The organism is Streptacidiphilus anmyonensis, from assembly GCF_000787855.1.
GTDB lineage: Bacteria > Actinomycetota > Actinomycetes > Streptomycetales > Streptomycetaceae > Streptacidiphilus > Streptacidiphilus anmyonensis.
In genome coordinates this window covers 1-26368 of record NZ_BBPQ01000042.1, presented here as the reverse complement: position 1 = coordinate 26368, position 26368 = coordinate 1, and the positions used below count along the sequence as shown (strand labels likewise).

The following is a 26368-nucleotide window of genomic DNA, read 5'->3' as shown; positions in this document are numbered from 1 at the left end:
TCGGGTTCGAGTCAGGTCCGAGCCGGGTCCGAGCCGATCAGCAGTCGCGGAGCTCGGGTGACTGGTTGAGCAGCTGGGCCCGCACCGAGGTGAACGCGGCGTAGCGGGCCTCGGACTCGGGCCCTGGCGAAAACACCGCGACCCGATGGCAGTTCTGGAAAGCGAGACGCACCCCGAAGTGCCGTTCCAGTGAACCCCTGATGGCGTCGCTCGCCAGGGCGCGCAGCAGTTGTCCGCGCTCCGTCTCGGACGGCGGGGGGACCTGGTTGTCGGCGAACTCACCGCCGTCGACCTCCCGCTGGAGCACCAGCGAGCTGATCAGGTCCCAGGCATAGGGCAGGGAGGTGCGGACGCAGTCGACGAATTCCCGCTCGTCGACCTCGCCTCGTTCGGCCATCTCAAGCAGGGCCGGTGAGACGTCGAGCGACATGGGTTCTCCTCTCGCAGGGCCCCCGGGGCGGCTCCCCCGGGGGGTGGTGCTGAGCGGACGGTGGCACCGCTACCAGCGTCCCAGGGAACGGCCGGACAGGGAGCGGAATGTGGCAATCTCCCTACCCTGAGTGGCCGTGACACACCGTAAGCCCCTGTAAGCAGCGGCACCAGAGCACAACGAATGGATCAAGCCAGAGTCGAAGATGATCTGACAGTCACCATTACACTGCGCTGCGTGGTCGGCGGTTCCTCTGAGTGATGACAACGCCACCGTGCGGCATCCGGTTTCCGCTTACCACTGGAAAGCCCGTCTTCCCGCGGAATCGCTTCGAATGGCCTCCGTGGGCTAGCGTGGTCGGCCGTGCGTCTCGTCATTGCCCGCTGTTCCGTCGACTACGCAGGCCGGCTCACCGCCCACCTGCCGTCCGCCCCTCGGCTCATCCTGGTGAAGTCGGACGGGAGTGTCGCCGTGCACTCCGACGACCGCGCCTACAAGCCGCTCAACTGGATGTCACCGCCGTGCTCCCTCAAAGAGGAGGACGGACGCTGGACAGTGGAGAACAAGGCTGGCGAGAAGTTGATCATCACGCTCGAAGAAGTGATGCTCGATTCCACCCACGAACTCGGTGTCGACCCCGGTCTGATCAAGGACGGGGTCGAGGCACACCTCCAGGAGCTGCTGGCGGACCGCATGGAGGTCCTCGGCGCGGGCTGGAGCCTGATCCGCCGCGAGTACATGACGGCCATCGGCCCCGTCGACATCCTCTGCCGCGACGCGGACGGCACGACGGTCGCGGTCGAGATCAAGCGCCGCGGCGAGATCGACGGCGTCGAGCAGCTGACCCGCTACCTGGAGCTGCTCAACCGCGACCCCCTGCTGGCGCCCGTGAAGGGCGTCTTCGCCGCCCAGCAGATCAAGCCCCAGGCCCGGGTCCTGGCCGCCGACCGCGGCATCGACTGCGTGATCCTCGACTACGACGGCCTCCGCGGCATCGAGGACGACAAGCTCAAGCTGTTCTAGCCGAGGGCTCACCTCAGCGGCCCGAGGAACTGCCTCAGTCAGCCGAGCGGACCGGTCGTCGCGTCCTGTCCGCCCGCGGCGGAGGTCGGGGAGTCCGTCGGGGACGCGGTGGCCGTGTCCGTCGGGGTCGGGGTGGTCGGCGGCGCCGAAGGAGACTTCGACGCGCTCGGGGTACTCGTCGGGGTGGTCGTCCGGCCCGGCTGCGAGGGAGTCGCCGTCGGAGGCGTCGACGAGGTGCCAGGATTCGGCTGTCCGCCGGCCTGACCGCCCGCGCCCGAGGTCGTGCCGGAGCCGCTCGGCGAGGCCGACGGGCTGCCGGAGGCGGACGCGGACGGGGAGGCGGAGTCCGTCGGGGCGTCCGTCGTGGACGGGAAGGCGGGATCGGTCGCGGCCGGGGTGTCGGCCGGGACGACCGGGGTGCCGGAGGGCGGAGTGGAGTCGCCCAACGAGGTGACCGCGACGGCGACGCCCGCGCCGAGGACGCCCATGAGGACCACCGCGCCTGCGGCCAGCGCCAGTTGGCGTCGGGTGGCGGGCTGGCTGCGGATGTCGAGCGCGTGCCGGCCCACCGGTCGCGCCGTGGGGCGCGCGGAGGCGACCGCGGAGCGGGAGGCGTTGCGCAGCGTCGCGAACGGCGCGAAGCGCCGCAGACGCTCGTCGCGGCCGCGGGCCGCGGTGAGCGCGGTCGCACCGGAGAGCACCAAGGCCTGGTCCAGCAGTTCCAGCACGTGGCGGCCGTTGGCGGTGCCGCGCGTGTCGGCGAGGGCGCCCCGCAGCGCGACGGAGGCCTCCAGTTCGGCGCGCGAGCGGTCGTACGCTCCCGCGCAGAAGGTGAGCACCCCGAGCTCGTGGTGGAACCACGCCTCCTGGGCGACGGACTCGGTCGCCCGCGCGGACTCCAGCCCGTACCGCAGGGCGCGCTCCCAGGCGCCCCAGCGCAGCGCGAGCGCGAACGAGGGCGCGCAGGCGCGGGCGAGGAGGACGACCTGCTCGTGCCGACCGGCCTCCTGGTCGGTCCGCAGGACGGCCAGCAGGACCTCGGCCTCGGCCGCTATCTGAGCCTCCGTGACCGAGGCGTGGCCGGTCCACCAGGTGAAGTGCTGTCCGGCGTCGGCGAGGCCGACCGCCGGCCACTCCTCGGCGAGCAGCAGCGCGGCGCCCTCGACGAGGCGGTGCGTGCTCCCGGGGGTCGGCTCGGCGAGGCCCGCCTCGACCAACTCCTCCAGCGCGGCCTCGCCGTGGCCGACGTCGACGAGCGCGGGCAGGTGCGGCGGGGTGGGGATCTCCCCGCCCAGCGCCGAGGCGAGTTCGAGGACGCGCCGTGCCGGCTCGCCGAGGCCGCGGGCGATGCGGACGGCCGGGGCGGCGCTCTCGGCGACGGTCGGCAGCGGCACCGGGTCCTCGTCCGGCTCGACCAGGCCGCCCGCGAGGGCGTCGATCGCCACCTCGCGGTGGCGCAGCAGCGCCGCCGCCTGGACGAAGCGCAGCGGCAGGCCCTCGGACTCGAACCAGAGGTCCACCGCCCAGGCACGCTCGCTCTCGTCGAGCGAGCGGCCGGCCAGCTTGGCGAGCAGCGCGAGGCTGCCGGCCCGGGTGAGCCCGCCCAGGCGCGACTCCTCGATCGGCGCGCCGACGGAGGGCGCCTGCGTCTCCGGTGTGGCGGCGATCAGGTAGGAGCAGTCGGGCGCGGCGCCGAGCAGGTCGTCGAGAGCCTCGCCGCCGAAGTCGACGTCGTCGACGAGGACGATGGCCCGCACCCCCGCCAGCAGGCCGGGCAGTTCACGGCGGGAGGGCCGGTGCCCGGGAGCGCCGCCGAGGGCCTCGTAGAGGGCCTGGAGCACGTCTCCGAGGGGCTTGCGGTGGGCGCTCAGCCGGACGACGCCGCCGGGCGTCAGCGCGGCGCAGGAGGCGGCCACGGCGTCCAGCACGGCCGTGCGGCCGGAGCCGTGCGGGCCGGTGAGCCGTACCGAGCGGCCCTGGCCGAGCAGCTCGCGCAGTCGCGCGCACTGCTCCTCGCGCTCCAGCAGACCGGACAGGACGTAGCGGGCGGTGCCCGTCGGGGCGGCCGGCACGGCGGGCGCGGCGGGGTGGCGTTCGTCCGGCAGCCGTTCCGGGGTGGAGCCCTCGGGGCCGTTGACGGTCAGCAGCAGGTGGCCGACGACGAGCTCACCGCTGCGGGCGCTGCCGTCGGGACGGCGCTCGCCGCCGTTCGCCTGGGCATGGCTCTGCTCGGGGACGGTGCTGACGACCGTGCCGCTCGTATTGTTCCTGAGTACCAGCTCGCCGCCACTGGGGGTGTGAGCGGAGTGATGGCCTGTGGCTTCGCCCACGTCTTCTTCCAGCCCGTCTTCCGGCCCGTACGACCGTGCCTCGGAAGGGCACGATGCGGGGGTCATTCTGCGGCACGGAAGTTACTGGTGGGGAGTGGTCGAGACCAGACCGTTACGACGGGACCGGACCGTTACGGGATGGAGACCGGCATCGGGTCGGCCTCGGGGTAGTAGCTCTCGATGGCCAGGATGCGGTGCAGCTTGGTGGCCACCAGCAGGCGCTGGAGCTGGAGCGGGACGCCGCGCAGCACGAGCCGCCGTCCGGCCCGCCCGGCGCGCCGGTGCGTGCCCATGATGACGCCGAGGCCGGTCGCGTCCCAGGAGGACAGTCCGCTCAGTTCCAGCACGAGGTCACCGACGCCGTCGTCGACGGCCCGGTGCAGCGCGGTGCGCGCGTCCGCCGCGGAGCGGACGTCGAGCTCGCCCTCCACGGCGAGGTGACGGTGGTCACCGCGAATGAACATGCGGGCTCCCCTCGCTCGCGTTGCTTCTCCCGCGTTACTTCTCTCATCTGACGCAACGACAGGCGGGTACGTTGCTGGCCACGGCGAGATCTGAAAGGAAATCACCCGTGTAGGTGAAGGAAGAATCGTTTTGCCGGTGGCCGGCCGCGCGGATGTTCGTTTGATTATCGGGGACATCCGACGGGCCGTGGGCCCCTGGGTGAGCCAACTCACCTGGGGCCCACGTCACATCGGGGCTACTTCTGGTAGCCGTAGAAGCCCTGGCCGCTCTTGCGACCGAGGTCGCCGGCGGTCACCATGCGGGCCATGATCTCCGGCGCGGCGAACTTGGTGTCCTGCGTCTCGGAGTAGATGTTGTGCGCGGCGTGCAGCAGGATGTCGACGCCGGTCAGGTCCGCGGTGGCCAGCGGGCCCATCGCGTGGCCGAAGCCGAGGCGGCAGGCGGTGTCGATGTCCTCGGCGGTGGCCACGCCCGACTCGTAGAGCTTGACGGCCTCGACGACCAGGGCGGTGATCAGGCGGGTCGTCACGAAGCCCGCGACGTCCCGGTTGACGACGACGCAGGTCTTGCCGACGCTCTCGGCGAACTCGCGGGCGGTCGCGAGCGCGGCGTCGCTGGTCTTGTAGCCGCGGACCAGCTCGACCAGCTGCATCATCGGCACCGGCGAGAAGAAGTGCACGCCGACGACGTCCTCCGGACGCTCCGTCACGGCGGCGATGCGGGTGATCGGGATCGCGGAGGTGTTGGTCGCCAGCACGGCGCCCGGCTTGGCGATCTTGTCGAGCTCGCGGAAGACGCGTTCCTTGATCTCCAGCTGCTCGAAGACCGCCTCGACGATGATGTCCGCGCCGGAGGCGGCGCCCAGGTCGGTCGTGGTGGTGATCCGCGCGAGGGCGGCGTCCATCTCGTCCTGGGTCATCTTCCCCTTGGCGACGAAACGGGCGTAGCTGTCGCGGATGCCGTTCAGACCGCGGGTCAGGGCGGCGTCGGTCACGTCGCGCAGCACCACGTCGTGGCCGGCTGCGGCCGAGACCTGGGCGATGCCGGAACCCATGAGGCCGGCTCCGACGACGGCGATGCTGCTGGTCACGGTGGTGTCCTCCGTGTCGTGTCGTGTGGTGTGGCCCGGTGGCCCGCCGCACGACGAGGATCACCCGCGCACGGCGTCGTGCCTGCGAGGAATCTACACACTTCGCGGCCGTCCGAAGCAGAATGGGAGCGTGATCGCGCTCACCCTGCGGGTGCTGGCACCGTTCCTGGTGATGGGGGTCCTGGTCCTGCTCCTGCGCTGGACGTGGAGCAAGGGCCATTCGGTCGTCCCGCGGAGTCCCGCGCCGGGCGCGCCGAACGAGTACGGCCTGCTGGTCCCCGTCGCCGCCCCGGCGGACAGCGCACAGGCGCTGGCGATCGGCGCCCTCCTGGAGCAGGCGGGCATCCGCTCCACCCTGGCGGACACCAAGGCGGGACCACGCGTCATGGTCTTCTTGGACGACGCGGACCGGGCACGGGCCTTGCTGCGCTGAGTCGGTTGCACTGCCCGAGGGCGCGGGGAGCCGCGCCGCCGAGGGCTACTGCAACTCCTTCTCGCGGGTGATCCGGGCGCCCAGCGCCCGCAGCTGCTGTTCGAAGCCCGCGTAGCCGCGGTCGATGTGGTGGATCTCCGAGACCAGTGTCGTGCCGTCAGCGACCAGGCCCGCCAGGACGAGGCCCGCCCCGGCGCGGACGTCGGAGGAGACCACCGGCGCGCCGGAGAGCCGCGGGACGCCCCGCAGGACCGCGTGGTGGCCGTCGGTGCGAACGTCCGCACCGAGGCGGGCGAGCTCCTGGAGGAAGACGAACCGGGCCTCGAAGATGTTCTCCGTGATCATCGCCGTCCCCTCCGCGACCGCGTTCATCGCCGCGAACTGGGGCTGGAGGTCCGTCGCGAAGCCCGGATAGGGCAGCGTCACCACGTCCACCGCGCGCGGGCGACGCTCCATCACCACGCGGAAGCCCTCCGGGTCCGCGCTGACCTGCGCGCCCGCCGCGACGAGCTTGTCGAGGGCGATGCGCAGGTGCTCGGCGCGCGCGTGGTCCACGCGCACGTCGCCCATGGTCATCGCCGCGGCCACGCCGAAGGTCCCGGCGACGATCCGGTCGGGGACGGTGTCGTAGGAGACCGGCAGCAGCCGGTCGACGCCCTGGACGGCGATGGTCGACGTGCCCGCGCCGTCGAGCTTCGCGCCCATCGCGACGAGCATCTCGCACAGGTCGACGATCTCGGGCTCGCGCGCCGCGTTGTCGATGACGGTCTCGCCCTTGGCCAGGACCGAGGCCATCAGGATGTTCTCCGTCGCGCCGACGCTCGGGAACTCCAGCTCCACCGGCGCGCCGATCAGACCACCGGAACGGGCCTCCGCGACGAGGAAGCCGTGCTCGGTGGTGATCCGCGCACCCAGCCGGGTCAGGCCGTCGATGTGCATGTCCAGCCCGCGCGAGCCGATCGCGTCCCCGCCGGGCCGGGCCACGCGCACCCGCCCGCAGCGGGCCAGCAGCGGGCCGAGGACGGCGATGGAGGCGCGGAACCTCCGCACCAGGTCGTAGTCGGCCTCGTGGCCGATCTCACCCGGCACGGTGACGAACGCGGTGCCGGCGGACTCGTCCGTCCACTCCAGCCGGACCTCGCAACCCATCCGGCGCAGCAGCTCCGCCATGATCTCGACGTCCAGGATCCGCGGCAGGTTGCCGATCCTGAACTCGCCCTCTGCCAGCAGCGTCGCCGCCATCAGCTTCAGTGCGCTGTTCTTCGCGCCGGGCACGCGCACCCGCCCCGCGAGCCGCGCCCCGCCGACCACCCGGAACCGTTCCATGGTCAGGCATCGTACGTTGCGTTCACCGGCTTCCCGTCCGACCGACGGCCTGAGGCCGCGTCGGGGTCGCGTCGGGGCCGCGCCGGTCGCGGTCGCGGACGGACGGACAACCGCCTAGCGGTTCTCCCCCGGCACCCACAGCACGTCGCCCACCGACTTGTTCGCCGAGCGCGCCAGGATGAACAGCAGGTCCGAGAGCCGGTTCAGGTACTTCGCCGTCAGCGGGTTGATCCCGTCGCCGTACTCCTCGATCGCCGCCCAGGTGCTCCGCTCCGCGCGCCGCACCACGGTGCAGGCGACGTGCAGGTAGGCCGCGCCCGGGGTGCCGCCGGGGAGGATGAAGCTGCGCAGCTTCGTAAGCTCGGCGTTGAACCGGTCGCAGTCCGCCTCCAGGCGGTCGATGTAGGACTGGAGCACCCGCAGCGGCGGGTACTTCGGATCCTCGACCACCGGCGTGGCCAGGTCCGCGCCCACGTCGAAGAGGTCGTTCTGGACGCGGGTCAGCACGGCGGCGACCTCCGGGTCCAGCCCTCCGCAGGCCAGGGCGACGCCGAGGGCGGCGTTGGCCTCGTTGCTGTCGGCGTAGGCGGCGAGCCGGGTGTCCGTCTTGCGGGTGCGGCTCATGTCGCCCAGCGCGGTGCTGCCGTCGTCGCCGGTCCGGGTGTAGATGCGCGTGAGGTTGACCATGCCCGCAGCGTAGCGCTCAGCGTCCGGGGCGCAGGGTGGGGTCCAGACGGGTCAGCAGGGTGCGCAGGGAGCTCCGCTCCGCCGCGCTGAGGTGGCCGAGGACCTCCTCGTCCAGGCGCGGGACATGGGCCTCCAGGCCCAGCCGCAGCGCCTCCGCGCCGGCCTCGGTCATCCGGACCAGGTACGCGCGTCCGTCCTCGGGGTCGCGCGAGCGCCCGATCAGGCCCTTGCGCTCCAGCCGGGCGACCAGCTTGGTGGTGCCGGCGGAGGTGAAGCCCATGGTCTCGCCGACGCGGGTGGCCATCCCCCGGGCCCCGGGAAAGCGGGCCAGGCGCAGCAGGAACTCGAACTCGGAGCCGTCCAGGCCGGTGGCGTCGGCGATGTCGTGCCGCAGCCGGTCGTTGATCAGCCGGTACACGTTGCCCATCAGGCCCCAGAGGACCACGCCTTCGTGCTCGACGAGCTCGTCCATGCCGGGGCGCTCAGGCCACGTTCACGCGCTGGCCGGGAGGCGCGGCCTCGAGCCAGGCCAGGAACCCGGTGAGCGCGTCCTCGCTCATCGCGAGCTCCAGCGGCTCGCCCGCGTGGGTGCAGACCAGGACCACCGCACCGGACAGGAGCGCCAGCTCCTCCTGCCCCTCGGGCGTGCGGCGCTCGATCACCTCGATCTGCGAGCGCTCCAGCACCCGGCGCGGACGCGGGGCCCAGCTGAAGACGCGGAACCACTCGACCGAGTCGTTGTTGTAGCGGGCGATCCCGAAGATCCAGCCCTTGCCGCCCGCCTCGTCGGCGGACTCCCCCGGTGCGGGGGGCGGCGGCACGTGCAGGCGCGCCGAACAGTCGAAGGTGCCGCCAGGTCTCTGGATCAGACGCCGCCGTACCGCGAAGGCCCCCAGCCCGAGCAGGCAGACCAGCAGCACCGCGAGGACGACGCCCACCGCGAGCACCATGCCCGGCTCCCTCCTCGTCGGCCCCCGAGCCGACGTCCTGCTGTAGCTCAACCGTTACTGCTGTCAACTGATACAGCAGTCCCGGGGTCACCCGTAGGTGCCCCGGGACTGCCGGTGAAGCTCGTGTCGCCGAAACGCTCCTTCGAGCGTCTCAGCGGCCGGTCGCCGCAAGGAGCCGAACCTCGGCGCGGCGCTGGGCCACGGCCTCGGAGTCAGCCTTGGCGGAGGCCAGGGCCCGCTCGGCGCGGTCGACGTCGATCTCGTCGGCCAGCTCCGCGACCTCGGCCAGGATCGACAGCTTGTTGTCCGCGAAGGACAGGAAGCCGCCGTGCACCGCCGCGATCACCGTGGTGCCGTCCGCCTGGCGGATGGTCACCGGCTGGGGGTCCATGGCACCCAGGACCGGGGTGTGGTTCGGCTGGATGCCGATGTCACCGGACTTGGTACGGGCAAGGACGATCGTGGCCTCGCCCGACCAGACCTTTCGGTCGGCCGCGACCAGCTCGACGTGCAGCTCAGCCACCGTGGGCTCCTCGGTCTCGACCCCCCGCCGTGAAGCGGGGGTGGGGAAAAGAATAACGGGTGGGAAAGGGGCGGTCCCAACCAGCGGTCGGAACCGCCCCTTTTCCGCAGCGGACTACTTCTTGGCGAGCTCGGCGGCGTTGCGCTCGAGGTCGTCGATGCCACCGCACATGAAGAACGCCTGCTCCGGCACCGAGTCGTACTTGCCGTCCGCGATCGCGTTGAACGCGTCGATGGTCTCGGACAGCGGCACGGTGGAGCCGTCGACGCCGGTGAACTGCTTGGCGACGTAGGTGTTCTGCGACAGGAAGCGCTCGATGCGGCGCGCCCGGTTGACGGTGACCTTGTCCTCCTCGGACAGCTCGTCCATACCGAGGATCGCGATGATGTCCTGGAGGTCCTTGTACTTCTGCAGGATCCCCTTGACACGCACGGCGGTGTCGTAGTGGTTGGCCGAGATGTACCGCGGGTCGAGGATGCGGGACGAGGAGTCCAGCGGGTCCACGGCCGGGTAGATGCCCTTCTCCGAGATCGGACGGGAGAGAACCGTCGTCGCGTCGAGGTGGGCGAAGGTGGTGGCCGGGGCCGGGTCGGTCAGGTCGTCCGCGGGGACGTAGATCGCCTGCATCGAGGTGATCGAGTGACCGCGGGTCGAGGTGATGCGCTCCTGGAGCTGGCCCATCTCGTCGGCCAGGTTCGGCTGGTAACCCACCGCGGAGGGCATACGGCCGAGCAGGGTCGACACCTCGGAACCGGCCTGGGTGAACCGGAAGATGTTGTCGATGAAGAGGAGCACGTCCTGGCCCTGCACATCGCGGAAGTACTCCGCCATGGTCAGCGCGGACAGGGCGACGCGCAGACGCGTGCCCGGCGGCTCGTCCATCTGGCCGAAGACCAGGGCGGTCTTGTCCAGAACGCCCGAGTCGACCATCTCGTGGATGAGGTCGTTGCCCTCACGGGTGCGCTCGCCGACGCCGGCGAACACGGACACACCACCGAAGTTCTCGGCGACGCGGTAGATCATCTCCTGGATCAGAACGGTCTTGCCGACACCGGCACCACCGAACAGACCGATCTTGCCACCCTGGACGTACGGGGTGAGCAGGTCGATGACCTTGATGCCGGTCTCGAACATCTCGGTCTTGGACTCGAGCTGGTCGAAGTTCGGCGCCTTGCGGTGGATCGGCCAGCGCTCGGTGACCTCGGCGTTGAACGCCTCACGGTCGGTGTTGAGCACCTCGCCCAGGGCGTTGAAGACCTTGCCCTTGGTGATGTCGCCGACCGGCACCGAGATCGCGGAGCCGGTGTCGGTGACCGCCGCGCCACGGGTCAGGCCGTCGGTGGGCTGCATCGAGATGGCCTTGACCATCCCGTCGCCCAGGTGCTGCGCGACCTCGAGGGTCAGCGTCTTCTTGCCGGTGCCGTCGGGCGCGTCGATCTCGACGTGCATGGCGTTGAACATGTCCGGCATGGCGTCGACGGGGAACTCCACGTCGACGACCGGGCCGATGACCCGCGCGACGCGGCCCGTCGCCGTGGCCGTCTCTACAGTGGCAGTCATAGTGTCAGTCACTCCCCGCGGTCGCGTCGGCCAGGGCGCTCGCGCCACCGACGATCTCGCTGATTTCCTGGGTGATTTCGGCCTGGCGGGCCGTGTTGGCGAGTCGCGTGAGCGACTTGATGAGCTCGCCGGCGTTGTCCGTCGCGCTCTTCATCGCGCGGCGGCGGGCGGCGTGCTCGGAAGCAGCCGACTGCAGCAGCGCGTTGTAGATCCTGCTCTCCACGTACCGCGGCAGCAGGGCGTCCAGGACGCCCTCGGCCGACGGCTCGAAGTCGTAGAGCGGGAACGGTCCCTGCTCCTCGGCGTCGGCCTCGGTCTCAGCCAGCGACAGCGGCAGGAGGCGGGCCTCCACCGGGTTCTGGGTGAGCATCGAGACGAACTCCGTGGAGACGATGTGGAGCTCGTCCACGCCGCCCTCGGCCGTCTCCGTCACGAACGCGTCGATCAGGGCCGCGGACGCCTCCTTGGCGTCCTGGTACGTCGGCTTGTCGGAGAACCCGACCCACGAGCCCGCGACCGGGAGGTTGCGGAACCCGTAGTAGCTGACGCCCTTGCGGCCGATGATGTACGTCTCGACGGCCTTGCCCTCGGACTGGAGCCGCTTGGTCAGCTCCAGCGCCGCCTTGATGGCGTTGCTGGAGTAACCGCCGGCCAGACCGCGGTCCGCGGTGACCACGAGCACGGCGGCGCGGGTGGCGCCCTCGGGCTCGGTGGTCAGCGGGTGCTTGGCGTTCGATCGCGTCGCGACCGCGGTCACCGCGCGGGTGAGCTCAGTCGCGTACGGGGTGGAGGCGGCCACCGCGCGCTGCGCCTTCATGATGCGCGACGCGGAGATCATCTCCATCGCCTTGGTGATCTTCTTCGTCGCGGTGACAGAGCGGATCCGGCGCTTGTAGACCCGAAGCTGTGCTCCCATGGGTCGTTACGTCCTTTCCGTCTCGTCAGGCGTCTTCGCCGAGCAGCGCACCGGTGTGGGTGGTGAACTCGCGCTTGAAGGCGTTGATCGCCTCGGTGAGGGACTCGATCGTGCCGTCCTCGAGCTTCTGCGTCTCGACGATGGTGGTCAGGACGCCCTTGTGCTCGCGGCGCAGGTAGTCCAGGAACTCACGCTCGAACTTGCGCACGTCCGCGACCGGGACGTCGTCCAGGCGACCGGTGGTGCCGGCCCAGATCGAGACGACCTGCTCCTCGACCGGGAACGGCTGGTACTGGCCCTGCTTCAGCAGCTCGACCAGGCGGGCGCCACGCTCCAGCTGGGCCTTGGAGGCCGAGTCCAGGTCGGAGGAGAAGGCGGCGAACGCCTCCAGCTCGCGGTACTGGGCCAGGTCCAGACGCAGACGGCCGGCCACCGACTTCATGGCCTTGATCTGGGCGGAGCCACCGACGCGGGAGACCGAGATACCGACGTTCACGGCCGGGCGGATGCCGGCGTTGAACAGGTCGGACTCCAGGAAGCACTGGCCGTCGGTGATGGAGATGACGTTGGTCGGGATGTACGCCGAGACGTCGTTGGCCTTGGTCTCGATGATCGGCAGACCGGTCATCGAGCCGGCGCCCAGCTCGTCGGAGAGCTTCGCGCAGCGCTCCAGCAGGCGGGAGTGCAGGTAGAAGACGTCACCCGGGTAGGCCTCGCGGCCCGGCGGACGGCGCAGCAGCAGCGACACGGCGCGGTAGGCCTCGGCCTGCTTCGACAGGTCGTCGAAGATGATCAGGACGTGCTTGCCGTCGTACATCCACTCCTGGCCGATGGCGGAGCCGGTGTAGGGGGCCAGGTACTTGAAGCCCGCCGGGTCCGACGCCGGGGCGGCGACGATGGTGGTGTACTCGAGCGCACCGGCCTCCTCCAGCGCACCGCGAACGGAGGCGATGGTGGAGCCCTTCTGGCCGACGGCGACGTAGATGCAGCGGACCTGCTTCTTCGGGTCGCCCGAGCGCCAGTTGTCGCGCTGGTTGATGATGGTGTCGATCGCCACCGCGGTCTTGCCGGTCTGGCGGTCGCCGATGATCAGCTGGCGCTGGCCGCGGCCGATCGGGGTCATCGCGTCGATGGCCTTGATGCCGGTCTGCATCGGCTCGTGCACCGACTTGCGGACCATGACGCCCGGAGCCTGGAGCTCCAGCGCGCGGCGGCCGTGGGTCTCGATCTCGCCGAGGCCGTCGATCGGGTTGCCGAGGGGGTCCACCACGCGGCCGAGGTAGCCCTCGCCGACCGGAACGGACAGCACCTCGCCGGTGCGGCGGACCGTCTGGCCCTCCTCGATCGCACCGAACTCACCGAGGACGACGACACCGATCTCGCGGGTGTCGAGGTTGAGCGCGAGGCCGAGGGTGCCGTCCTCGAACTTCAGCAGCTCGTTGGCCATGACCGAGGGAAGACCCTCGACCTTGGCGATGCCGTCAGCCGTGAAGGTGACGGTGCCGACCTCTTCACGCGAGGCGGCGTCCGGCTGGTACGACTGGACGAAGTTGTCCAGCGCGTTCCGGATCTCCTCCGGCCGGATCGTGAGCTCCGCCATCTGGGTTCCCTGCTCTCCTAGTTGCGTCCTCGGCCCGCCCGTGGAGGGCCGCAAGTATTCGACTCTCGGTCAGGTCCTGCGAACGAGGCTCTGACCGTCCTCTGTTGTGTACCGACCGAGGGTCGGGATGCGGCTTTCTCAGCCGGCCAGGCTCCGGTCCGCGGAGTCGAGACGACCCGCGATCGTGCCCTCGATGATCTCGTCGCCGATCTGGACCCGGACTCCGCCGAGGACCGCGGGGTCCACGTCGAGGTTCAGGTGCACCGGGCGGCCCACCAGGGTCGCCAGGGAGGCGGCGAGGCGCTCCTTCTGGGTGTCGGACACCGGCACCGCGGTGGTCACCAGGGCGACCACGCGACCGCGACGGCCGGCGGCCAGACGGGCGTACTCGTCCAGGCCACTCTCCAGGCTACGACCACGCGGCTGCGTCACCAGGGCGGTGACCAGCGCGACGGTCGCGGCCTTGGCCTTGCCGCCGAGCAGGCTCCGGACCAGCTCCGCCTTGGCGGAGGTGGTGGCGGCGCCGTCGGTCAGCGCGGAGCGCAGCTCCAGGTTGCCGGCGACGACACGGCCGAAGCGGAACAGCTCGTCCTCGACGTCGTCCAGCTCGCCCGCCTTGTCGGCGCCGATGATCAGCGCCAGGGCGGCCAGCTGCTCGGTCGCGTCCGACAGGTCGCGGCCGGCGCTCCAGCGGGAGCGGACCATGCCCGAGAGCAGGTCGACCGTCTCGGCCCCGACCTTGCCCTGGAGCAGGCCGGCGACCAGGTCGGCCTTGGCCTGACCGGGGGCGGCCGGGTCCGTCAGGATGCGGCGCAGCGAGACCTCGCGGTCCAGCACCCGGGTCACGTCCAGCAGGTCGCTCGACAGCGCGGCGAGGTCGACGGACGTGTTGTCCGTCAGCGCCTCGAGACGCTCACGGGCGGCCGCGGTGGACTGCCGGGTGGAGCCGCTCACTTGGCACCCGCCGACTCCGCTGCCTTGGCTTCGAGCTCGTCAAGGAAGCGGTCGATGGTGCGGCTCTGGCGGGCGGAGTCCTCGAGGGACTCGCCGACGACCTTGCCGGCCAGTTCGAGCGAGATGCGGCCGATGTCGTGCCGCAGCGCGGTGGTCACCTGACCACGGGTGCGCTCGATCTCCGCCTGGGCGTGGGCGACGGTGATCGCAGCCTGACGCTGCGCCTCCTCGCGGGCCTCGGCGATGATCATGGAACCCTGCTCACGGGCGTGCTCGGTGATCCGAGCGGCCTCGTGACGGGCCTCCGCGAGCTGGGCCTTGTACTCCTCCAGCGTCCGGGTGGCCTCGGCCTGCGCCTCAGCTGCCCGCTCCAGGCCACCCTCGATCGCGTCGCGCCGCTCCTCCAGAGTCTTCTGGATGTTGGGCAGGAGCTTCTTGCCGAGGACGCCGAACACGATGAAGAACGCGATCAGGCCGATGATGAGTTCCGACGTGGCGGGGATCAGCGGGTTCTGAGGCCCCTCCGCAGCCAGCTGCGTCAGCGTCAGCATGTCTGAACCTTTCGTCGAGTGTGGCTACTGGGTTTCGACTCAGGCCGTGAAGATGAACGGAACGACCAGGCCGAGGAGGGCCAGAACCTCACACAGGGCGAAGCCGAGGAACATGTTCTGGCGGATGATCGGCATGGCCTCGGGCTGACGGGCCATGGCCTCGATGGAGTGACCGAAGACCAGACCGATACCGACACCCGGGCCGATGGCGGCCAGGCCGTAGGCGACGGCACCCAGGTTGCCCTTGACGCCGGTGGCGGCAGCGGCGAGGTCGACGAGCTGAGCAGACATGGTGACCCTTGTCCTTCTTGTGAAGCGATCCGACAGGGGGCTTCCCGCCGGAAATCTGATGGTTGGTACGGGCTAACGCGCGAGGATCAGTGACCCTCTTCGAGCGCTCCGCTGATGTAGAGCGAAGCAAGCAGGGTGAAGATGTAGGCCTGCAGGAACTGGATCAGGACCTCGAAGGCGGTCATACCGATCGCGAGCACGAAGGAGCCGCCCGAGAAGAGGGCGTACACCGACGGCGTCAGCAGGTACCAGGTCGCCGCGCTGAACATCACGATCAGCATGTGGCCCGCGAACATGTTGGCCCACAGTCGCACCGCGAGGGTGAACGGGCGGGTGATGACGTTCTGGAGGAACTCCAGGACGACGATGAGCGGGACCAGCGGCTTGGGCAGACCCTCGATGATCGTCAGGTGCTTCCAGCCGCCGACGAACCCGTGGGTCTTGAAGGTGAGGTACATGTACGTGATCCACACCAGCGCGGCCAGGGCCACCGGGTACGCGAAACGCGAGGCCACGGGGAACTGGGCGAGCGGGATGATGGACATGATGTTCATCAGCCAGACGAAGAAGAAGATCGACGTCAGGAACGGGACGAACTTGTCGCCCTTCTTGCCGATGACCTCACGCGCGATGTTCCGGGCGATGAAGTTGTAGCCGATCTCGCCGACCAGCTGCAGCTTGCCCGGGACCAGCTTCGGCTTGCGGAACGCGGTCCAGAAGAAGCCGACCACCAGCACCATGCAGATGAGCGCCAGCAGCATCGGCTTCGTGAAGTGGAAGCTCCCGATGCTGAAGATCGGCTTGAAGTTGAAGGAGTCCAGCCCGGGGGCCGGGAAACCGCATCCAGAGGGGGTGATGTGACACCCGCTCGCCAAGAGCGTCGTGGAGGGGCTACTCACCCTTGACTCCTTCGTCGTGAAGCATCAGAACTGCAACCTTGTGTGTCGGCGCGACAGCGACCGCCGCGTTGGCACCGTGATCGGGTTGACCGGAGCCGCACACGCCGCTTGACGCTCGTGGTCGCGCAGGGGGCTCCGGAATCCGGACGATAGCAGATGTCTTGGTACTACCTTTACGCGGGCCTTACGTTCAGTCCTTGCCGTCGGGCTTCGAACCGGCCGAGGGATCGACGTAGAGGGTTTTGCTCTTCAAGGTGAACCAGACCTGCCCGCCCACCCAGGCGAGCAGAGTCGCCAGCAGGGAGAACCCGAAGGCCTTGCCGTTGAAGAACGAAGCGTGCTTGAAGACCACGATGAAGACGCCTGCGAGCAGCATCTGCACCGCGTAGACCAGCAGTCCACCGGTCAGGACCAGCTGCGGCTTGTCCCGGGTGAGTCTCATCAGTGCGGCGAATCCGCCCGCGAACACCACCACGACCACGGCGAGCGCCACCAAGGCGCCGATCAGTCCCTTGGAGCCGGCCAGCACGGTGCTGAGAACCACGGCGAGGACCCACACCGGCGCCGCCACAAGGGCGCAGCCGCGCAGGATCCGGGCGTCGTTGGACAGCATCGTCAAAGCTCCGGGGGGTGGGGGTCGTGCGGACGATCAGGAGGAGACCTGGGCCGAACGACCTTCTCCCATAAGGTCCTTCGGCAGCTCTCCTGATGTCGTGAACGATATCACAAGCTATTTGGTGCAGTCTTTACTTTCTTGGTGTGCTCCTTGACACACGCTCTGCACCAGCACCGGATCGTCCCGATGTGCCCGAATGGCGACGCATCGCGTGCGAGCCTGTTCCGATCTTGTCCAACAGGTCCTCATCTGCGACGGAGAGGGCCGCACCTGCCGGAATGGGCTCGTCCGTGATCTCCTTTACCGCCTCTTCGGTAAGAACATCCCTTACCTTTACGGTCCGGCGATACCGGGGCGGAACGAAGCGCTCCACCATGCGCGGCGCGTGCGGCCGGAACCGCGGGAAGAGCAGCATCAGGATGCCGAGGACCAGCAACCCGAGCAGGACGTTGAGAGCGAGACGCTCGGTGCGGTCCACCGAGAAGGCGACGGTGCCGAAGGCGAGCAGCGCGGCCCAGAAATACATGATCAATACTGCGCGGCTGTGGGAATGCCCGAGTTGCAGCAGTCGGTGATGAAGATGCTGCTTGTCCGCCGCGAAAGGGGACTTTCCCGCCCAAGTGCGGCGCACCACCGCGAGAATGAGATCCGCGAGCGGAATGGCGATCACCGTCAGCGGAAGCAGCAGCACGATGTAGATCGGCACCATCGCGTGCACCGCGGTGGTCTGGCTGCCGCCGCTCTGCGCGGTGATGACGTCGGGGTCGACCCGGCCGGTCACCGAGATCATGCAGACCGAGAGCACGAGGCCGAGCAGCAGCGCCCCCGAGTCCCCCATGAAGATCCGCGCGGGATGGAAGTTGTGCGGCAGGAAGCCCAGCACCATGCCGACCAGGATCACGCTGAACAGCGCGGCCGGCGCCGCGTCCGGCACCGAGAAGCCGTACCAGAGCCGGTAGGCGTAGACGAAGAACGCCCCGGCCGCGATGCAGACCATGCCGGCCGCCAGACCGTCCAGGCCGTCGATGAAGTTCACCGCGTTCACGCTTATGACCACCAGCGCGACGGTGATGAAGGAACCCCAGGTGTCCGTCACCGCCACGGTGCCGACCCCCGGGATCGGCAACCACAGCACGGTGAGGCCCTGGTAGACCATGACGCCCGCGGCGACCATCTGCCCGCCGAGCTTCACCAGGGCGTCCACGCCCCACTTGTCGTCCAGCACGCCCAGCACCCACATGATGGTCGCGCCGGACAGCAGGGCCGGCACGTCGCTGGAGTTCTGGAAGACGGCGTGCAGGGCCGACAGGTGGTCGGCGGTGAGCAGGCCGGCGCACAGACCGCCGAACATGGCGATGCCGCCGAGTCGTGGCGTCGGCTCCTTGTGCACGTCGCGGTCGCGAACAGCCGGCATGGCGCCCGCGATGATGGCGAACTTCCGTGCCGGACCGGTCAGCAGGTAGGTCACTGCCGCGGTCACACAGAGCGTCAGCAGGAACTCACGCACCAGAGTCCTCCATTGCTGCGCTGGACACCCCCGTGACAACGGCAGAGCATAGCCGCCTTGCCTTGGGCGCGAGGTGGCTCTGCGCTCGGGAATGGAGGTGCGTCACGCACACACCCTATTCATGAGGACGCCGACTTCCCGCATTGCGGTTTTGTCGACAGACTGGGAAAACGCTGCGCGAGCGATTGGACGCGCTGCGTGACCGAATCATCGGGATTCCCTGCGGCCGCCTGGATCAGGTCGGCGACCTCGGTCATCTCCGGTTTCCCCATGCCCACGGTGGTCGCGCTCAGCGTCCCCATCCGCAGCCCGGAGGCCGACGCGGGCGGCACGTCCTCGTAGGGCACCGCGCAGTGGCCCAGCAGCAGCCCCGCGCTCTCGCAGCGCCGCTCGATCTCGCGGCCCGTGAGGCCCAGGCCCCGGGCGTCCACGGTCACCAGGTGCGTGTCGGTGCCCCCGGTGAGCGGACGCAGGCCACGGCCCTCCAGTTCGGCCGCGAGGTGCCGCGCGTTCGCGACCGTCAGCGCCGCGTACTCCCGGAAGGCCGGGGCGGCCGCCCGGCCGAGCGCGTACGCCTTGGCGGCGAGCTGGTTGACCATCGGCCCGCCCTGGACGAAGGGGAACACCGCCCGGTCCACCCGCTCGGCCAGGTCCCGCGTGCACAGGATCAGCCCGCCGCGCGGCCCGCCCAGCACCTTGTGGGTGACCCCGCAGACGACGTCCGCGTACGGCACGGGAGACGGGATCACCCCGGCGGCGGAGAGCCCGAGCGTCTGGGCGGCGCCCGCGACCAGGTACGCGCCCACCTCGTCGGCGATCTCCCGGAAGCCCTCCCAGTCGATCACCCGCGGATACGAGATCGCCCCCGCGACGATCACCTTGGGCCGCCGGGCCCGCGCCTGGTCCCGCACCTGGTCGAGGTCGATCAGCCCGTCGCTGCGGCGGACCCCGTACGCGGAGACGGAGAACCAGCGTCCGGAGAAGTTCGCGGAGGAGCCGTGGGTCAGGTGGCCGCCGTGCGCGAGGGACATCGCCAGGACGGCGTCCCCGGGCCGCAGCAGCGCCGCGGCGGCGGCGAGCATGGCGATGGAGCCGGAGTACGGCTGCACGTTCGCGTGGTCGGCCCCGAACAGCTTCTTCGCACGGGCCACGGCCAGGGTCTCCACGTCGTCGGCGGGCCCGCACCCGGTGTGGTGCCGCCGCTCGGGGTACCCCTCGGCGTACTTGTCCGCGAACGCGCTCCCCAGCAGCGCGAGCACGCCGGGCGACTCGAGGTTCTCCCCGGCCAGGAGGTTGACCTGCCGGCGGCGGCGGTCGTCCTCGCGTGCGAGCAGCGCCGTCAGCGCGTCGTCGGGCACATCGGCGAGCGCCGCCTGCGTGGATTCGTCACTGGTCGCAAGGGTCGCCATGGCCGCATGCACCTCCGGTGGTCACGGTACGCCGAGCCGGTGGCGCCAGCACGCCCAAGGAGGCGGGACACGGGACGCGCCGCCGACCTCGGCTTGGGCGCGGCAGGTCCCCGGAGCGGGCGCCCCCCGTGTCCCGGGGGTCGGCGCGAGCTCGGACGAGCTCAGACGCGCACCCGGCTGACGCCCGTCAACGCGGTGACGATCGGGTCCAGGGCGTCGAAGATCTCCTCGCCGCAGTTGCGGAACATGCCGAGAGGTGCGCCGTACGGGTCGTCGACCTCGTCCGCCTCCGGGGAGGCGGCCAGCAGCCAGCCCCGCAGCGCGGCCGCGGCGCGGACCAGGACGCGGGCGCGCTCGGCCAGGGCGCCGGGGCCGACGGAGTCCGGCAGGGTCGCCGGGTCGATGGCGCGGACGAGGCGGGTGAACTCCTTCAGGGTGAAGGTCCGCAGGCCCGCGTCGTGGCCCATGGAGATCACCTGGGCCCGGTGGTCGCGGGTGGCCGTCAGGACCAGGTCCGCCTCGATGACGTGGTCGTCAAGCAGCTCGCGGCCGACGAAGCCGGTGGAGTCCGCGCCGAACTCGGCGAGGATCTCCGCCGCGTGGGACTCCATCGGGGCGCCCTCGTGACCCCAGGTGCCCGCGCTCTCGACCGATATCTCGGTCTTCGCGTCCTCGCCCAGACGGAGCGTCAGCTCATGACGGGTCAGCCGCTCGGCCATGGGCGAGCGGCAGACGCCGCCGGTGCAGACGTAGAGGATGCGGAACGCGCCGAAGCGATGGCTCACGACCTCGTGGTGGAGGCGCGGGAGAGGACGTATCGGCGGCCGGAGGCGATGGCGCCCGGTCAACTGCCGGCCTCCACGTCTGGTACGACCTCACGGAGCTGCTCCAGTGAGACCGCACCCGCGCGGCGCAGAACGGGGATCTTGCCGGTGACGTCGACGATCGTGGACGGCACCGCGTGGTCGGCGCGACCGCCGTCGAGGTAGACCGAGACGGACTGGCCGAGCTGCTCCTCGGCCTCGTCGCAGGTGGCCGGGGACGGGCCGCCGGTCAGGTTCGCGCTGGAGACGGCGAGCGGGCCGGTGGTGTTCAGCAGCTCGATCGCGACGGGGTGCAGCGGCATGCGGACGGCCACGGTGCCGCGGGTGTCGCCCAGGTCCCACCGCAGCGACGGCTGGTGACGGGTGACCAGGGTCAGGCCGCCCGGCCAGAACGCGTCGACGAGCTCCCACGCGGACTCGGAGAAGTCCGTGACCAGACCGTGCAGCGTGGTCGGCGAGCCGACCAGCACGGGGGTGGGCATGTTGCGGCCGCGGCCCTTGGCCGCGAGCAGCTCGGCGACGGCCTCGGCGGAGAACGCGTCGGCGGCCAGGCCGTAGACGGTGTCGGTGGGGATGACCACCAGCTCGCCCCGGCGGATCGCGGAGGCGGCCTCACGCAGACCGGCGGCGCGCTCGGTCGCGTCGGAGCAGTCGTAGCGACGACTCATCGGTGGATCCCTTCCCTACAGGACGGCGCGGCGCGCGGTGGCGAAGCGGGGGCGGTTGTTCAGGTCGCGGTGGTCGGCGGCGTCGGTCCAGCCGGCCTCCTCGCGGAAGATCCAGGGGACGACCCCGCCCTGGGTGTCCGCGTGCTCGACGACGACCACTCCCCCGGGCCGCAGCAGGCGCGCCGCGACGCGCTCGATGCCGCGGATGGTGTGGAGTCCGTCCTCGCCGGAGAAGAGTGCCATCTCCGGGTCGTGGTCGCGAGCCTCCGGAGCGACGTATTCCCACTCGGTCAGCGGGATGTACGGCGGGTTGCTGATGACCAGGTCGAACTGGCCGCTCAGCTCGGGGCGGTCCTCGAAGGCGCGGGTGGCGTCGCCCTGGATCAGCTCGATCCGGGCGGCGTCCGGGCTGGCGTCGATGTTGCGGCGGGCCCAGGCGTGGGCGTCGTCGGAGAGCTCCACGGCGTGCACGCGGCTGCGCGGCACCTCCTGCGCCAGCGCCAGCGCGATGGCGCCGGAGCCGGTGCACAGGTCGACCACCATCGGCTCGGCGACGTCCATGTCGCGCAGCGCGTCTATCGCCCAGCCGACCACCGACTCCGTCTCCGGCCGGGGCACGAAGACGCCCGGACCGACCTGGAGCTCCAGGTAGCGGAAGAAGGCCCGGCCGGTGATGTGCTGGAGCGGCTCACGCGCCTCGCGCCGGGAGATGACCTCCCAGTAGCGGGCGTCGAAGTCGGCGTCCTTGACGCCGTGCAGCTCGCCGCGCTTGACGTCGTGGACGTACGCTGCGAGCTCCTCCGCGTCGAACCGCGGCGAGGGCACACCGGCATCGGCCAACCGCTGGGTGGCTCGGGCCACCTCGGCGAGGAGGAGGTTCACGTCGCGCCTCTCTTAGCGGACTTGAGCGGACCGGCAGGGCTCGGGCCGGTACGGCTGGGTCAGGTGGCCTCGGCGAGGCGGGCGGCCGCGTCCTGGTCGACGGCGGACTGGATCACCGCGTCGAGTTCGCCGCCGAGCACCTGGTCCAGGTTGTACGCCTTGTAGCCGGTGCGGTGGTCGGAGATCCGGTTCTCCGGGAAGTTGTAGGTGCGGATCCGCTCGGAGCGGTCCACGCTGCGCACCTGGCTGCGGCGCGCGTCGCTGGCCTCACGGTCGGCCTCCTCCTGCAGTGCCGCGAGGATGCGGGAGCGGAGGATGCGCATGGCCTGCTCCTTGTTCTGGAGCTGGCTCTTCTCGTTCTGGCAGGACGCGACGATGCCGGTGGGCAGGTGCGTGATGCGGACGGCGGAGTCGGTGGTGTTGACCGACTGCCCGCCCGGCCCGGAGGAGCGGTAGACGTCGATGCGCAGGTCGTTCGCGTTGATCTCGACCTCGACGTCCTCGGCCTCGGGGGTGACCAGGACGCCCGCCGCGGAGGTGTGGATGCGGCCCTGCGACTCCGTCGCCGGCACGCGCTGCACGCGGTGCACGCCGCCCTCGTACTTCAGCCGCGCCCAGATGCCCTGGCCGGGCTCGGGGTGGCCGCCGCGGTACTTCACCGAGACCTGGACGTCCTTGTAGCCGCCGAGGTCGGACTCGTTGGAGTCGATGATCTCGGTCTTCCAGCCCATCTTCTCGGCGTAGCGCAGGTACATGCGCAGCAGGTCGCCGGCGAACAGCGCGGACTCCTCGCCGCCCTCGCCCGCCTTGACCTCCAGCAGCACGTCCTTGTCGTCGCTCGGGTCGCGCGGGACCAGCAGCAGCCGCAGCCGCTCGGTCAGCTCCTCGCGCTGGGCCTCCAGCGACTTGATCTCGGCGTAGAAGTCCGGATCGTCGGCGGCGAGCTCGCGGGCCGCCTCGATGTCCTCGCCGGCCTGGCGCCACTCGCGGTAGGCCTTGGTGATCGGCGTCAGCTCCGCGTACCGCTTGGACAGCTGCCGCGCCGTCGCCGGGTCGGCGTGCACCGCCGGGTCGGCGAGACGCTCCTCCAGCGTCGCGTGCTCGTTCAGGAGCTCCTCGACTGCCTCGAACATGGGAGCTGAGCCTTCTTTCGAACCGATTCGACCGAGCGGGGCTCGGCCGAGAGGGGCAAGGGGGCCAACGCGAACGGCGCCGACCGGAACGCACCCGCGGAAACCACGGGTACGCCCGGCCGGCGCCGCAAGGCGGTTAGGCCTTGGCGTGCTTCTTGCCGAAGCGGGCCTCGAAGCGGGCCACGCGGCCACCGGTGTCCATGATCTTCTGCTTGCCGGTGTAGAAGGGGTGGCAGGCCGAGCACACCTCGGCGCGGATGACGCCGGAGTTCTCGGTGCTGCGGGTGGTGAACTCGTTGCCGCAGGTGCAGGTGACCTGGGTGACCACGTAGGTCGGGTGGATGTCGCGCTTCAAGGGATGCTCCTAGGTTTGCGGGAGGGTTCCGGGTCGGAGGAGCGGACGCTGTCCGTGAACCGGGACCGACGTACCAGTCTGCCAGGACTGGCGCCGTGCTCCAAAACGACCTTGCGCGGGCGGATATTCCGGCCGCCTCAGCTCTCGGCCGGGTTCTTCGGCTGGAGCTCCATGACCGAGGACGGGACCGGCCGGTCGGCCTTCAGGGCCGCCCAGAGCTCGTCCGCCTGCGGCTGGAGGGTCACCAGCCGGTTCGGGTCGCCGGGGGCCGTCGTGGTCGGCATCGTCACGCCCGTGATGTCGGTGGACTTCACGTGCTGCAGGCCCTCGGCGAAGCCGAGCAGGGAGTGGACCGAGCCGAGCGTGGAGTCCGTGGTGACCGAGCCCGTCGCGGAGTCCGCGATCGAGAAGAGCTTCGTCGGGCTGCTGAACAGGTCCAGGTTCTCGATCTGCTTCAGCACCGACTTCACCATCTCCTGCTGGAGCTGTATGCGGCCGAGATCGCTGCCGTCCCCCACCCCGTGCCGGGTGCGCACGAAGGCCAGGGCCTGGTCGCCGCCGAGGTGGTGGGTGCCCGCGGGGAGGTGGAGGCCGCTCAGGGCGTCGTCGATGGGAATCGTCGTGGTGACGTCCACGCCGCCGAGTGCGTCGATCAGCTTGGCGAAGCCGGCGAAGTCGAGCTCGAGGTAGTGGTTCATCCGCAGGCCCGTCATCGCCTCGACGGTCCTGACCGCGCAGCTCGCGCCACCGACCTCGAAGGCGGTGTTGAACATGGCGCCGGACGCCGCGGGGGTGGCCCCGCAGGCCGGGCGGTCCACCAGGGTGTCGCGGGGGACGGAGACCACCGTGGCGGCCGTGTGCGCCTCGTTGACGTGCACCACCATCGCCGTGTCCGAGCGGGCCGTGCCGTCGGTGGTGCCGCCCGCCAGCTTCCCGTTCGCTCCCGCACGGGAGTCGGAGCCCAGGACGAGGATGTTCATCGCGCCGGAGGCGTCCTGAGCGGGCGGGGTCAGCTCACCGCTCAAGTCGACCGTCTTGAGATTGTGGCTGAGCTTCCAGTACACCCAGCCTGCTCCGGCCCCGCAGAGCAGGACCACCACGGCCGTGCACAGCGCCAGGATGCGCATGGCACGGCGCGACCGCGTTCCGCGCAGCTTCGCCCACTTGTCGGACATGTCCTCGAAGGTACGGGATGCGCCTTAAAACCCTTCTCAGAAAAACGTGAAACCCCGGGCAGAAAGCCCGGGGCCACACGTTCATTCACCGGAAAAGGTGAGATCAGTCGTCCTGACCGGGAGTGGTCTTGGCGATCTGCATCAGGAACTCGGCGTTGCTCTTCGTCTGCTTCATCTTGTCCAGCAGCAGCTCGATCGCCTGCTGCGAGTCGAGCGCGTGCAGCACCCGGCGCAGCTTCCAGACGATCTTGAGCTCCTCGGGGGACATGAGGATCTCTTCCTTACGGGTGCCGGACGGGTCGACGTCCACCGCGGGGAAGATGCGCTTGTCGGCGAGCTTCCGGTCGAGCTTGAGCTCCATGTTGCCGGTGCCCTTGAACTCCTCGAAGATCACCTCGTCCATGCGCGAGCCGGTCTCGACCAGCGCGGTGGCCAGGATCGTCAGGGAGCCGCCGTTCTCGATGTTGCGCGCGGCGCCGAAGAACTTCTTCGGCGGGTAGAGCGCGGTCGAGTCGACACCACCGGACAGGATGCGGCCGGAGGCCGGCGCCGCCAGGTTGTAGGCGCGGCCCAGACGGGTGATCGAGTCCAGCAGCACGACCACGTCGTGGCCCAGCTCCACCAGGCGCTTGGCGCGCTCGATGGCGAGCTCGGCGACGGTGGTGTGGTCCTCGGCGGGGCGGTCGAAGGTCGAGGAGATGACCTCGCCCTTGACCGAGCGCTGCATGTCGGTGACCTCTTCCGGACGCTCGTCGACGAGGACGACCATCAGGTGGGTCTCGGGGTTGTTGTGGGTGATCGCGTTGGCGATCGCCTGCATGATCATCGTCTTGCCGGTCTTCGGCGGGGCGACGATCAGACCACGCTGACCCTTACCGATCGGGGCGACCAGGTCGATGATGCGGGTGGTCAGCACCCCCGGGTCGGTCTCCAGGCGCAGCCGGTCCTGCGGGTACAGCGGCGTGAGCTTGTTGAACTCCGGGCGGTTGCGCGCCTGCTCCGCGTCCGTGCCGTTGACCGAGTCGAGGCGGACCAGCGCGTTGAACTTCTCGCGGCGCTCGCCCTCCTTCGGCTGCTTCACGGCGCCGGTGATCGCGTCACCCTTGCGCAGGCCGTTCTTGCGGACCTGGGCCAGCGAGACGTAGACGTCGTTCGGGCCGGCCAGGTAGCCGGAGGTCCGCACGAACGCGTAGTTGTCCAGGATGTCCAGGATGCCGGCGACGGGGATCAGGATGTCGTCCTCGCCGACCTGCGGCTCGGCCACGCCGTCGAAACGGTCGCCACGACGGCGGTTGCGGTCGCGGTAGCGACCGCGGCGACGGCCGCCGAACTCGTCGTCCTCGAAGTCGCCGCCCTGCTGGCTCTGACCCTGGCCCTGGCTCTGGCTCTGCTGCTGACGGCCCTGACGGCCGCCCTGGCCGTCCTGCTGGCGACCGCCCTGGCCCTGCTGGCCCTGGCCGCCGTCCTGGCCGCCCTCGCGGCGGTCACGGCGGTTGCGGCGCTCGCGACGGCTCTCACGGCCCTCGCCCCGGTCGCCGCGGTCGGCACGCTCGCCGCGCTCGCGGGTCTCGGTGCCGGCGGCGGCCTGCGCCTCGGCGGCGGGCTTCTCGGCGACGGCCTTCTCAGCCTTCTCCGACTTCTCGGTCTTCTCCGCCTGCTGCTGGGCCGGGGCGGCCGTGGCGGACGCCTGCGCGGCCTCGGTCGCGACGGTCGCGGTCGCGGCGCCGCCCTCCGGCGAACCGGCCGGCGCGGTGGCCCGGCGGCTGCGGCG

Annotated in this window: 28 protein-coding genes; 2 read left to right on the top strand and 26 right to left on the bottom strand. The window is 70.4% G+C overall.

Annotated features, from left to right (window positions below):
* Nucleotides 1-37: 37 nt before the first annotated feature.
* Nucleotides 38-430 carry an SCO5389 family protein gene (locus tag TR50_RS28445; RefSeq protein ID WP_042428261.1) on the bottom strand — a complete coding sequence of 131 codons (393 nt, stop codon included), beginning with the start codon at nucleotides 428-430 and terminating at the stop codon, nucleotides 38-40.
* Nucleotides 431-793: 363 nt separating this feature from the next.
* On the opposite strand from TR50_RS28445, the gene nucS reads away from it, so the two are divergent.
* Nucleotides 794-1453 carry an endonuclease NucS gene (gene nucS, locus TR50_RS28440; protein ID WP_042428259.1) on the top strand — a complete coding sequence of 220 codons (660 nt, stop codon included), beginning with the start codon at nucleotides 794-796 and terminating at the stop codon, nucleotides 1451-1453.
* Nucleotides 1454-1491: 38 nt separating this feature from the next.
* Here nucS and TR50_RS28435 read toward each other — a convergent pair whose 3' ends face one another.
* From TR50_RS28435 to TR50_RS28425, 3 genes are all read right to left on the bottom strand, one after another.
* Entirely contained in the window at nucleotides 1492-3783 is a 2292-nt protein-coding gene (locus TR50_RS28435; protein WP_052441422.1) for an ATP-binding protein, read from the bottom strand.
* A 131-nt stretch (nucleotides 3784-3914) separates the two neighbouring features.
* Nucleotides 3915-4247, bottom strand: coding sequence for an STAS domain-containing protein (locus TR50_RS28430; protein WP_042373581.1), 333 nt, complete (start codon nucleotides 4245-4247; stop codon nucleotides 3915-3917).
* 236 nt (nucleotides 4248-4483) lie between these two features.
* Entirely contained in the window at nucleotides 4484-5338 is an 855-nt protein-coding gene (locus TR50_RS28425; RefSeq protein ID WP_084701116.1) for a 3-hydroxyacyl-CoA dehydrogenase family protein, read from the bottom strand.
* Between the two features lie 130 nt (nucleotides 5339-5468).
* Here TR50_RS28425 and TR50_RS28420 point away from each other — a divergent pair, with 130 nt between their 5' ends.
* On the top strand, nucleotides 5469-5771 hold the full coding sequence (locus TR50_RS28420; RefSeq protein WP_201776888.1) for a putative signal transducing protein: 303 nt from the start codon (nucleotides 5469-5471) through the stop codon (nucleotides 5769-5771).
* Nucleotides 5772-5816: 45 nt separating this feature from the next.
* Here the strand turns inward: TR50_RS28420 and murA are convergent, their stop codons facing one another.
* The 22 genes from murA to rho all read right to left on the bottom strand — a co-directional run.
* Complete coding sequence (murA, locus tag TR50_RS28415) at nucleotides 5817-7097, bottom strand: UDP-N-acetylglucosamine 1-carboxyvinyltransferase (RefSeq protein ID WP_042428256.1); 1281 nt, start codon at nucleotides 7095-7097, stop codon at nucleotides 5817-5819.
* Between the two features lie 114 nt (nucleotides 7098-7211).
* A complete protein-coding gene (locus TR50_RS28410) occupies nucleotides 7212-7784 on the bottom strand; it encodes a cob(I)yrinic acid a,c-diamide adenosyltransferase (protein ID WP_042428253.1) in 573 nt (190 codons plus the stop codon).
* Between the two features lie 16 nt (nucleotides 7785-7800).
* The gene (locus TR50_RS28405; RefSeq protein ID WP_042428250.1) at nucleotides 7801-8256 is read right to left on the bottom strand and encodes a MarR family winged helix-turn-helix transcriptional regulator; all 456 of its coding nucleotides are present in this window, start codon (nucleotides 8254-8256) and stop codon (nucleotides 7801-7803) included.
* 10 nt (nucleotides 8257-8266) lie between these two features.
* A complete protein-coding gene (locus tag TR50_RS28400; protein ID WP_042428248.1) occupies nucleotides 8267-8734 on the bottom strand; it encodes a DUF2550 domain-containing protein in 468 nt (155 codons plus the stop codon).
* Nucleotides 8735-8885: 151 nt separating this feature from the next.
* Nucleotides 8886-9257, bottom strand: a complete 372-nt coding sequence (locus TR50_RS28395; RefSeq protein ID WP_042428245.1) for a F0F1 ATP synthase subunit epsilon — start codon at nucleotides 9255-9257, stop codon at nucleotides 8886-8888.
* Between the two features lie 114 nt (nucleotides 9258-9371).
* Complete coding sequence (atpD, locus tag TR50_RS28390; protein ID WP_042428241.1) at nucleotides 9372-10817, bottom strand: F0F1 ATP synthase subunit beta; 1446 nt, start codon at nucleotides 10815-10817, stop codon at nucleotides 9372-9374.
* 4 nt (nucleotides 10818-10821) lie between these two features.
* Nucleotides 10822-11733, bottom strand: coding sequence for a F0F1 ATP synthase subunit gamma (locus tag TR50_RS28385; protein WP_042428238.1), 912 nt, complete (start codon nucleotides 11731-11733; stop codon nucleotides 10822-10824).
* Between the two features lie 25 nt (nucleotides 11734-11758).
* Entirely contained in the window at nucleotides 11759-13333 is a 1575-nt protein-coding gene (atpA, locus tag TR50_RS28380; protein ID WP_042428235.1) for a F0F1 ATP synthase subunit alpha, read from the bottom strand.
* Nucleotides 13334-13471: 138 nt separating this feature from the next.
* Nucleotides 13472-14287: a F0F1 ATP synthase subunit delta gene (locus TR50_RS28375; protein WP_042428233.1), complete on the bottom strand. Its 816-nt coding sequence runs from the start codon at nucleotides 14285-14287 to the stop codon at nucleotides 13472-13474.
* Nucleotides 14284-14838, bottom strand: coding sequence for a F0F1 ATP synthase subunit B (locus TR50_RS28370; RefSeq protein ID WP_042428231.1), 555 nt, complete (start codon nucleotides 14836-14838; stop codon nucleotides 14284-14286). Before TR50_RS28370 ends, TR50_RS28375 begins: the two co-directional genes overlap by 4 nt.
* 39 nt (nucleotides 14839-14877) lie before the next feature.
* Nucleotides 14878-15129 (bottom strand): ATP synthase F0 subunit C, encoded by a 252-nt coding sequence (gene atpE, locus TR50_RS28365; protein WP_042373565.1) that lies wholly within the window; start codon nucleotides 15127-15129, stop codon nucleotides 14878-14880.
* Nucleotides 15130-15215: 86 nt separating this feature from the next.
* Nucleotides 15216-16028, bottom strand: a complete 813-nt coding sequence (gene atpB, locus TR50_RS28360; RefSeq protein WP_042428229.1) for a F0F1 ATP synthase subunit A — start codon at nucleotides 16026-16028, stop codon at nucleotides 15216-15218.
* Between the two features lie 190 nt (nucleotides 16029-16218).
* Nucleotides 16219-16641 (bottom strand): Cg1360 family ATP-synthase-associated protein, encoded by a 423-nt coding sequence (locus TR50_RS28355; RefSeq protein WP_052441419.1) that lies wholly within the window; start codon nucleotides 16639-16641, stop codon nucleotides 16219-16221.
* Nucleotides 16642-16774: 133 nt separating this feature from the next.
* Nucleotides 16775-18151 carry an MraY family glycosyltransferase gene (locus TR50_RS28350; RefSeq protein ID WP_084701114.1) on the bottom strand — a complete coding sequence of 459 codons (1377 nt, stop codon included), beginning with the start codon at nucleotides 18149-18151 and terminating at the stop codon, nucleotides 16775-16777.
* A gap of 119 nt (nucleotides 18152-18270) precedes the next feature.
* The gene (glyA, locus tag TR50_RS28345; protein ID WP_042428226.1) at nucleotides 18271-19560 is read right to left on the bottom strand and encodes a serine hydroxymethyltransferase; all 1290 of its coding nucleotides are present in this window, start codon (nucleotides 19558-19560) and stop codon (nucleotides 18271-18273) included.
* Between the two features lie 161 nt (nucleotides 19561-19721).
* A complete protein-coding gene (locus TR50_RS28340) occupies nucleotides 19722-20345 on the bottom strand; it encodes an arsenate reductase/protein-tyrosine-phosphatase family protein (protein WP_084701112.1) in 624 nt (207 codons plus the stop codon).
* A 59-nt stretch (nucleotides 20346-20404) separates the two neighbouring features.
* Entirely contained in the window at nucleotides 20405-21052 is a 648-nt protein-coding gene (locus TR50_RS28335) for an L-threonylcarbamoyladenylate synthase (protein ID WP_042386659.1), read from the bottom strand.
* A gap of 15 nt (nucleotides 21053-21067) precedes the next feature.
* Nucleotides 21068-21934, bottom strand: coding sequence for a peptide chain release factor N(5)-glutamine methyltransferase (gene prmC / locus TR50_RS28330; RefSeq protein ID WP_042428222.1), 867 nt, complete (start codon nucleotides 21932-21934; stop codon nucleotides 21068-21070).
* Between the two features lie 59 nt (nucleotides 21935-21993).
* Nucleotides 21994-23067 carry a peptide chain release factor 1 gene (gene prfA / locus TR50_RS28325; RefSeq protein ID WP_042428219.1) on the bottom strand — a complete coding sequence of 358 codons (1074 nt, stop codon included), beginning with the start codon at nucleotides 23065-23067 and terminating at the stop codon, nucleotides 21994-21996.
* 136 nt (nucleotides 23068-23203) lie between these two features.
* A complete protein-coding gene (rpmE, locus tag TR50_RS28320) occupies nucleotides 23204-23422 on the bottom strand; it encodes a 50S ribosomal protein L31 (protein ID WP_042373553.1) in 219 nt (72 codons plus the stop codon).
* A 137-nt stretch (nucleotides 23423-23559) separates the two neighbouring features.
* Complete coding sequence (locus tag TR50_RS28315; protein WP_042428215.1) at nucleotides 23560-24597, bottom strand: LCP family protein; 1038 nt, start codon at nucleotides 24595-24597, stop codon at nucleotides 23560-23562.
* Between the two features lie 103 nt (nucleotides 24598-24700).
* Nucleotides 24701-26368, bottom strand: a 1668-nt coding sequence (gene rho / locus TR50_RS28310) for a transcription termination factor Rho (RefSeq protein WP_042428212.1), incomplete at its 5' end; no start/stop codon positions are given.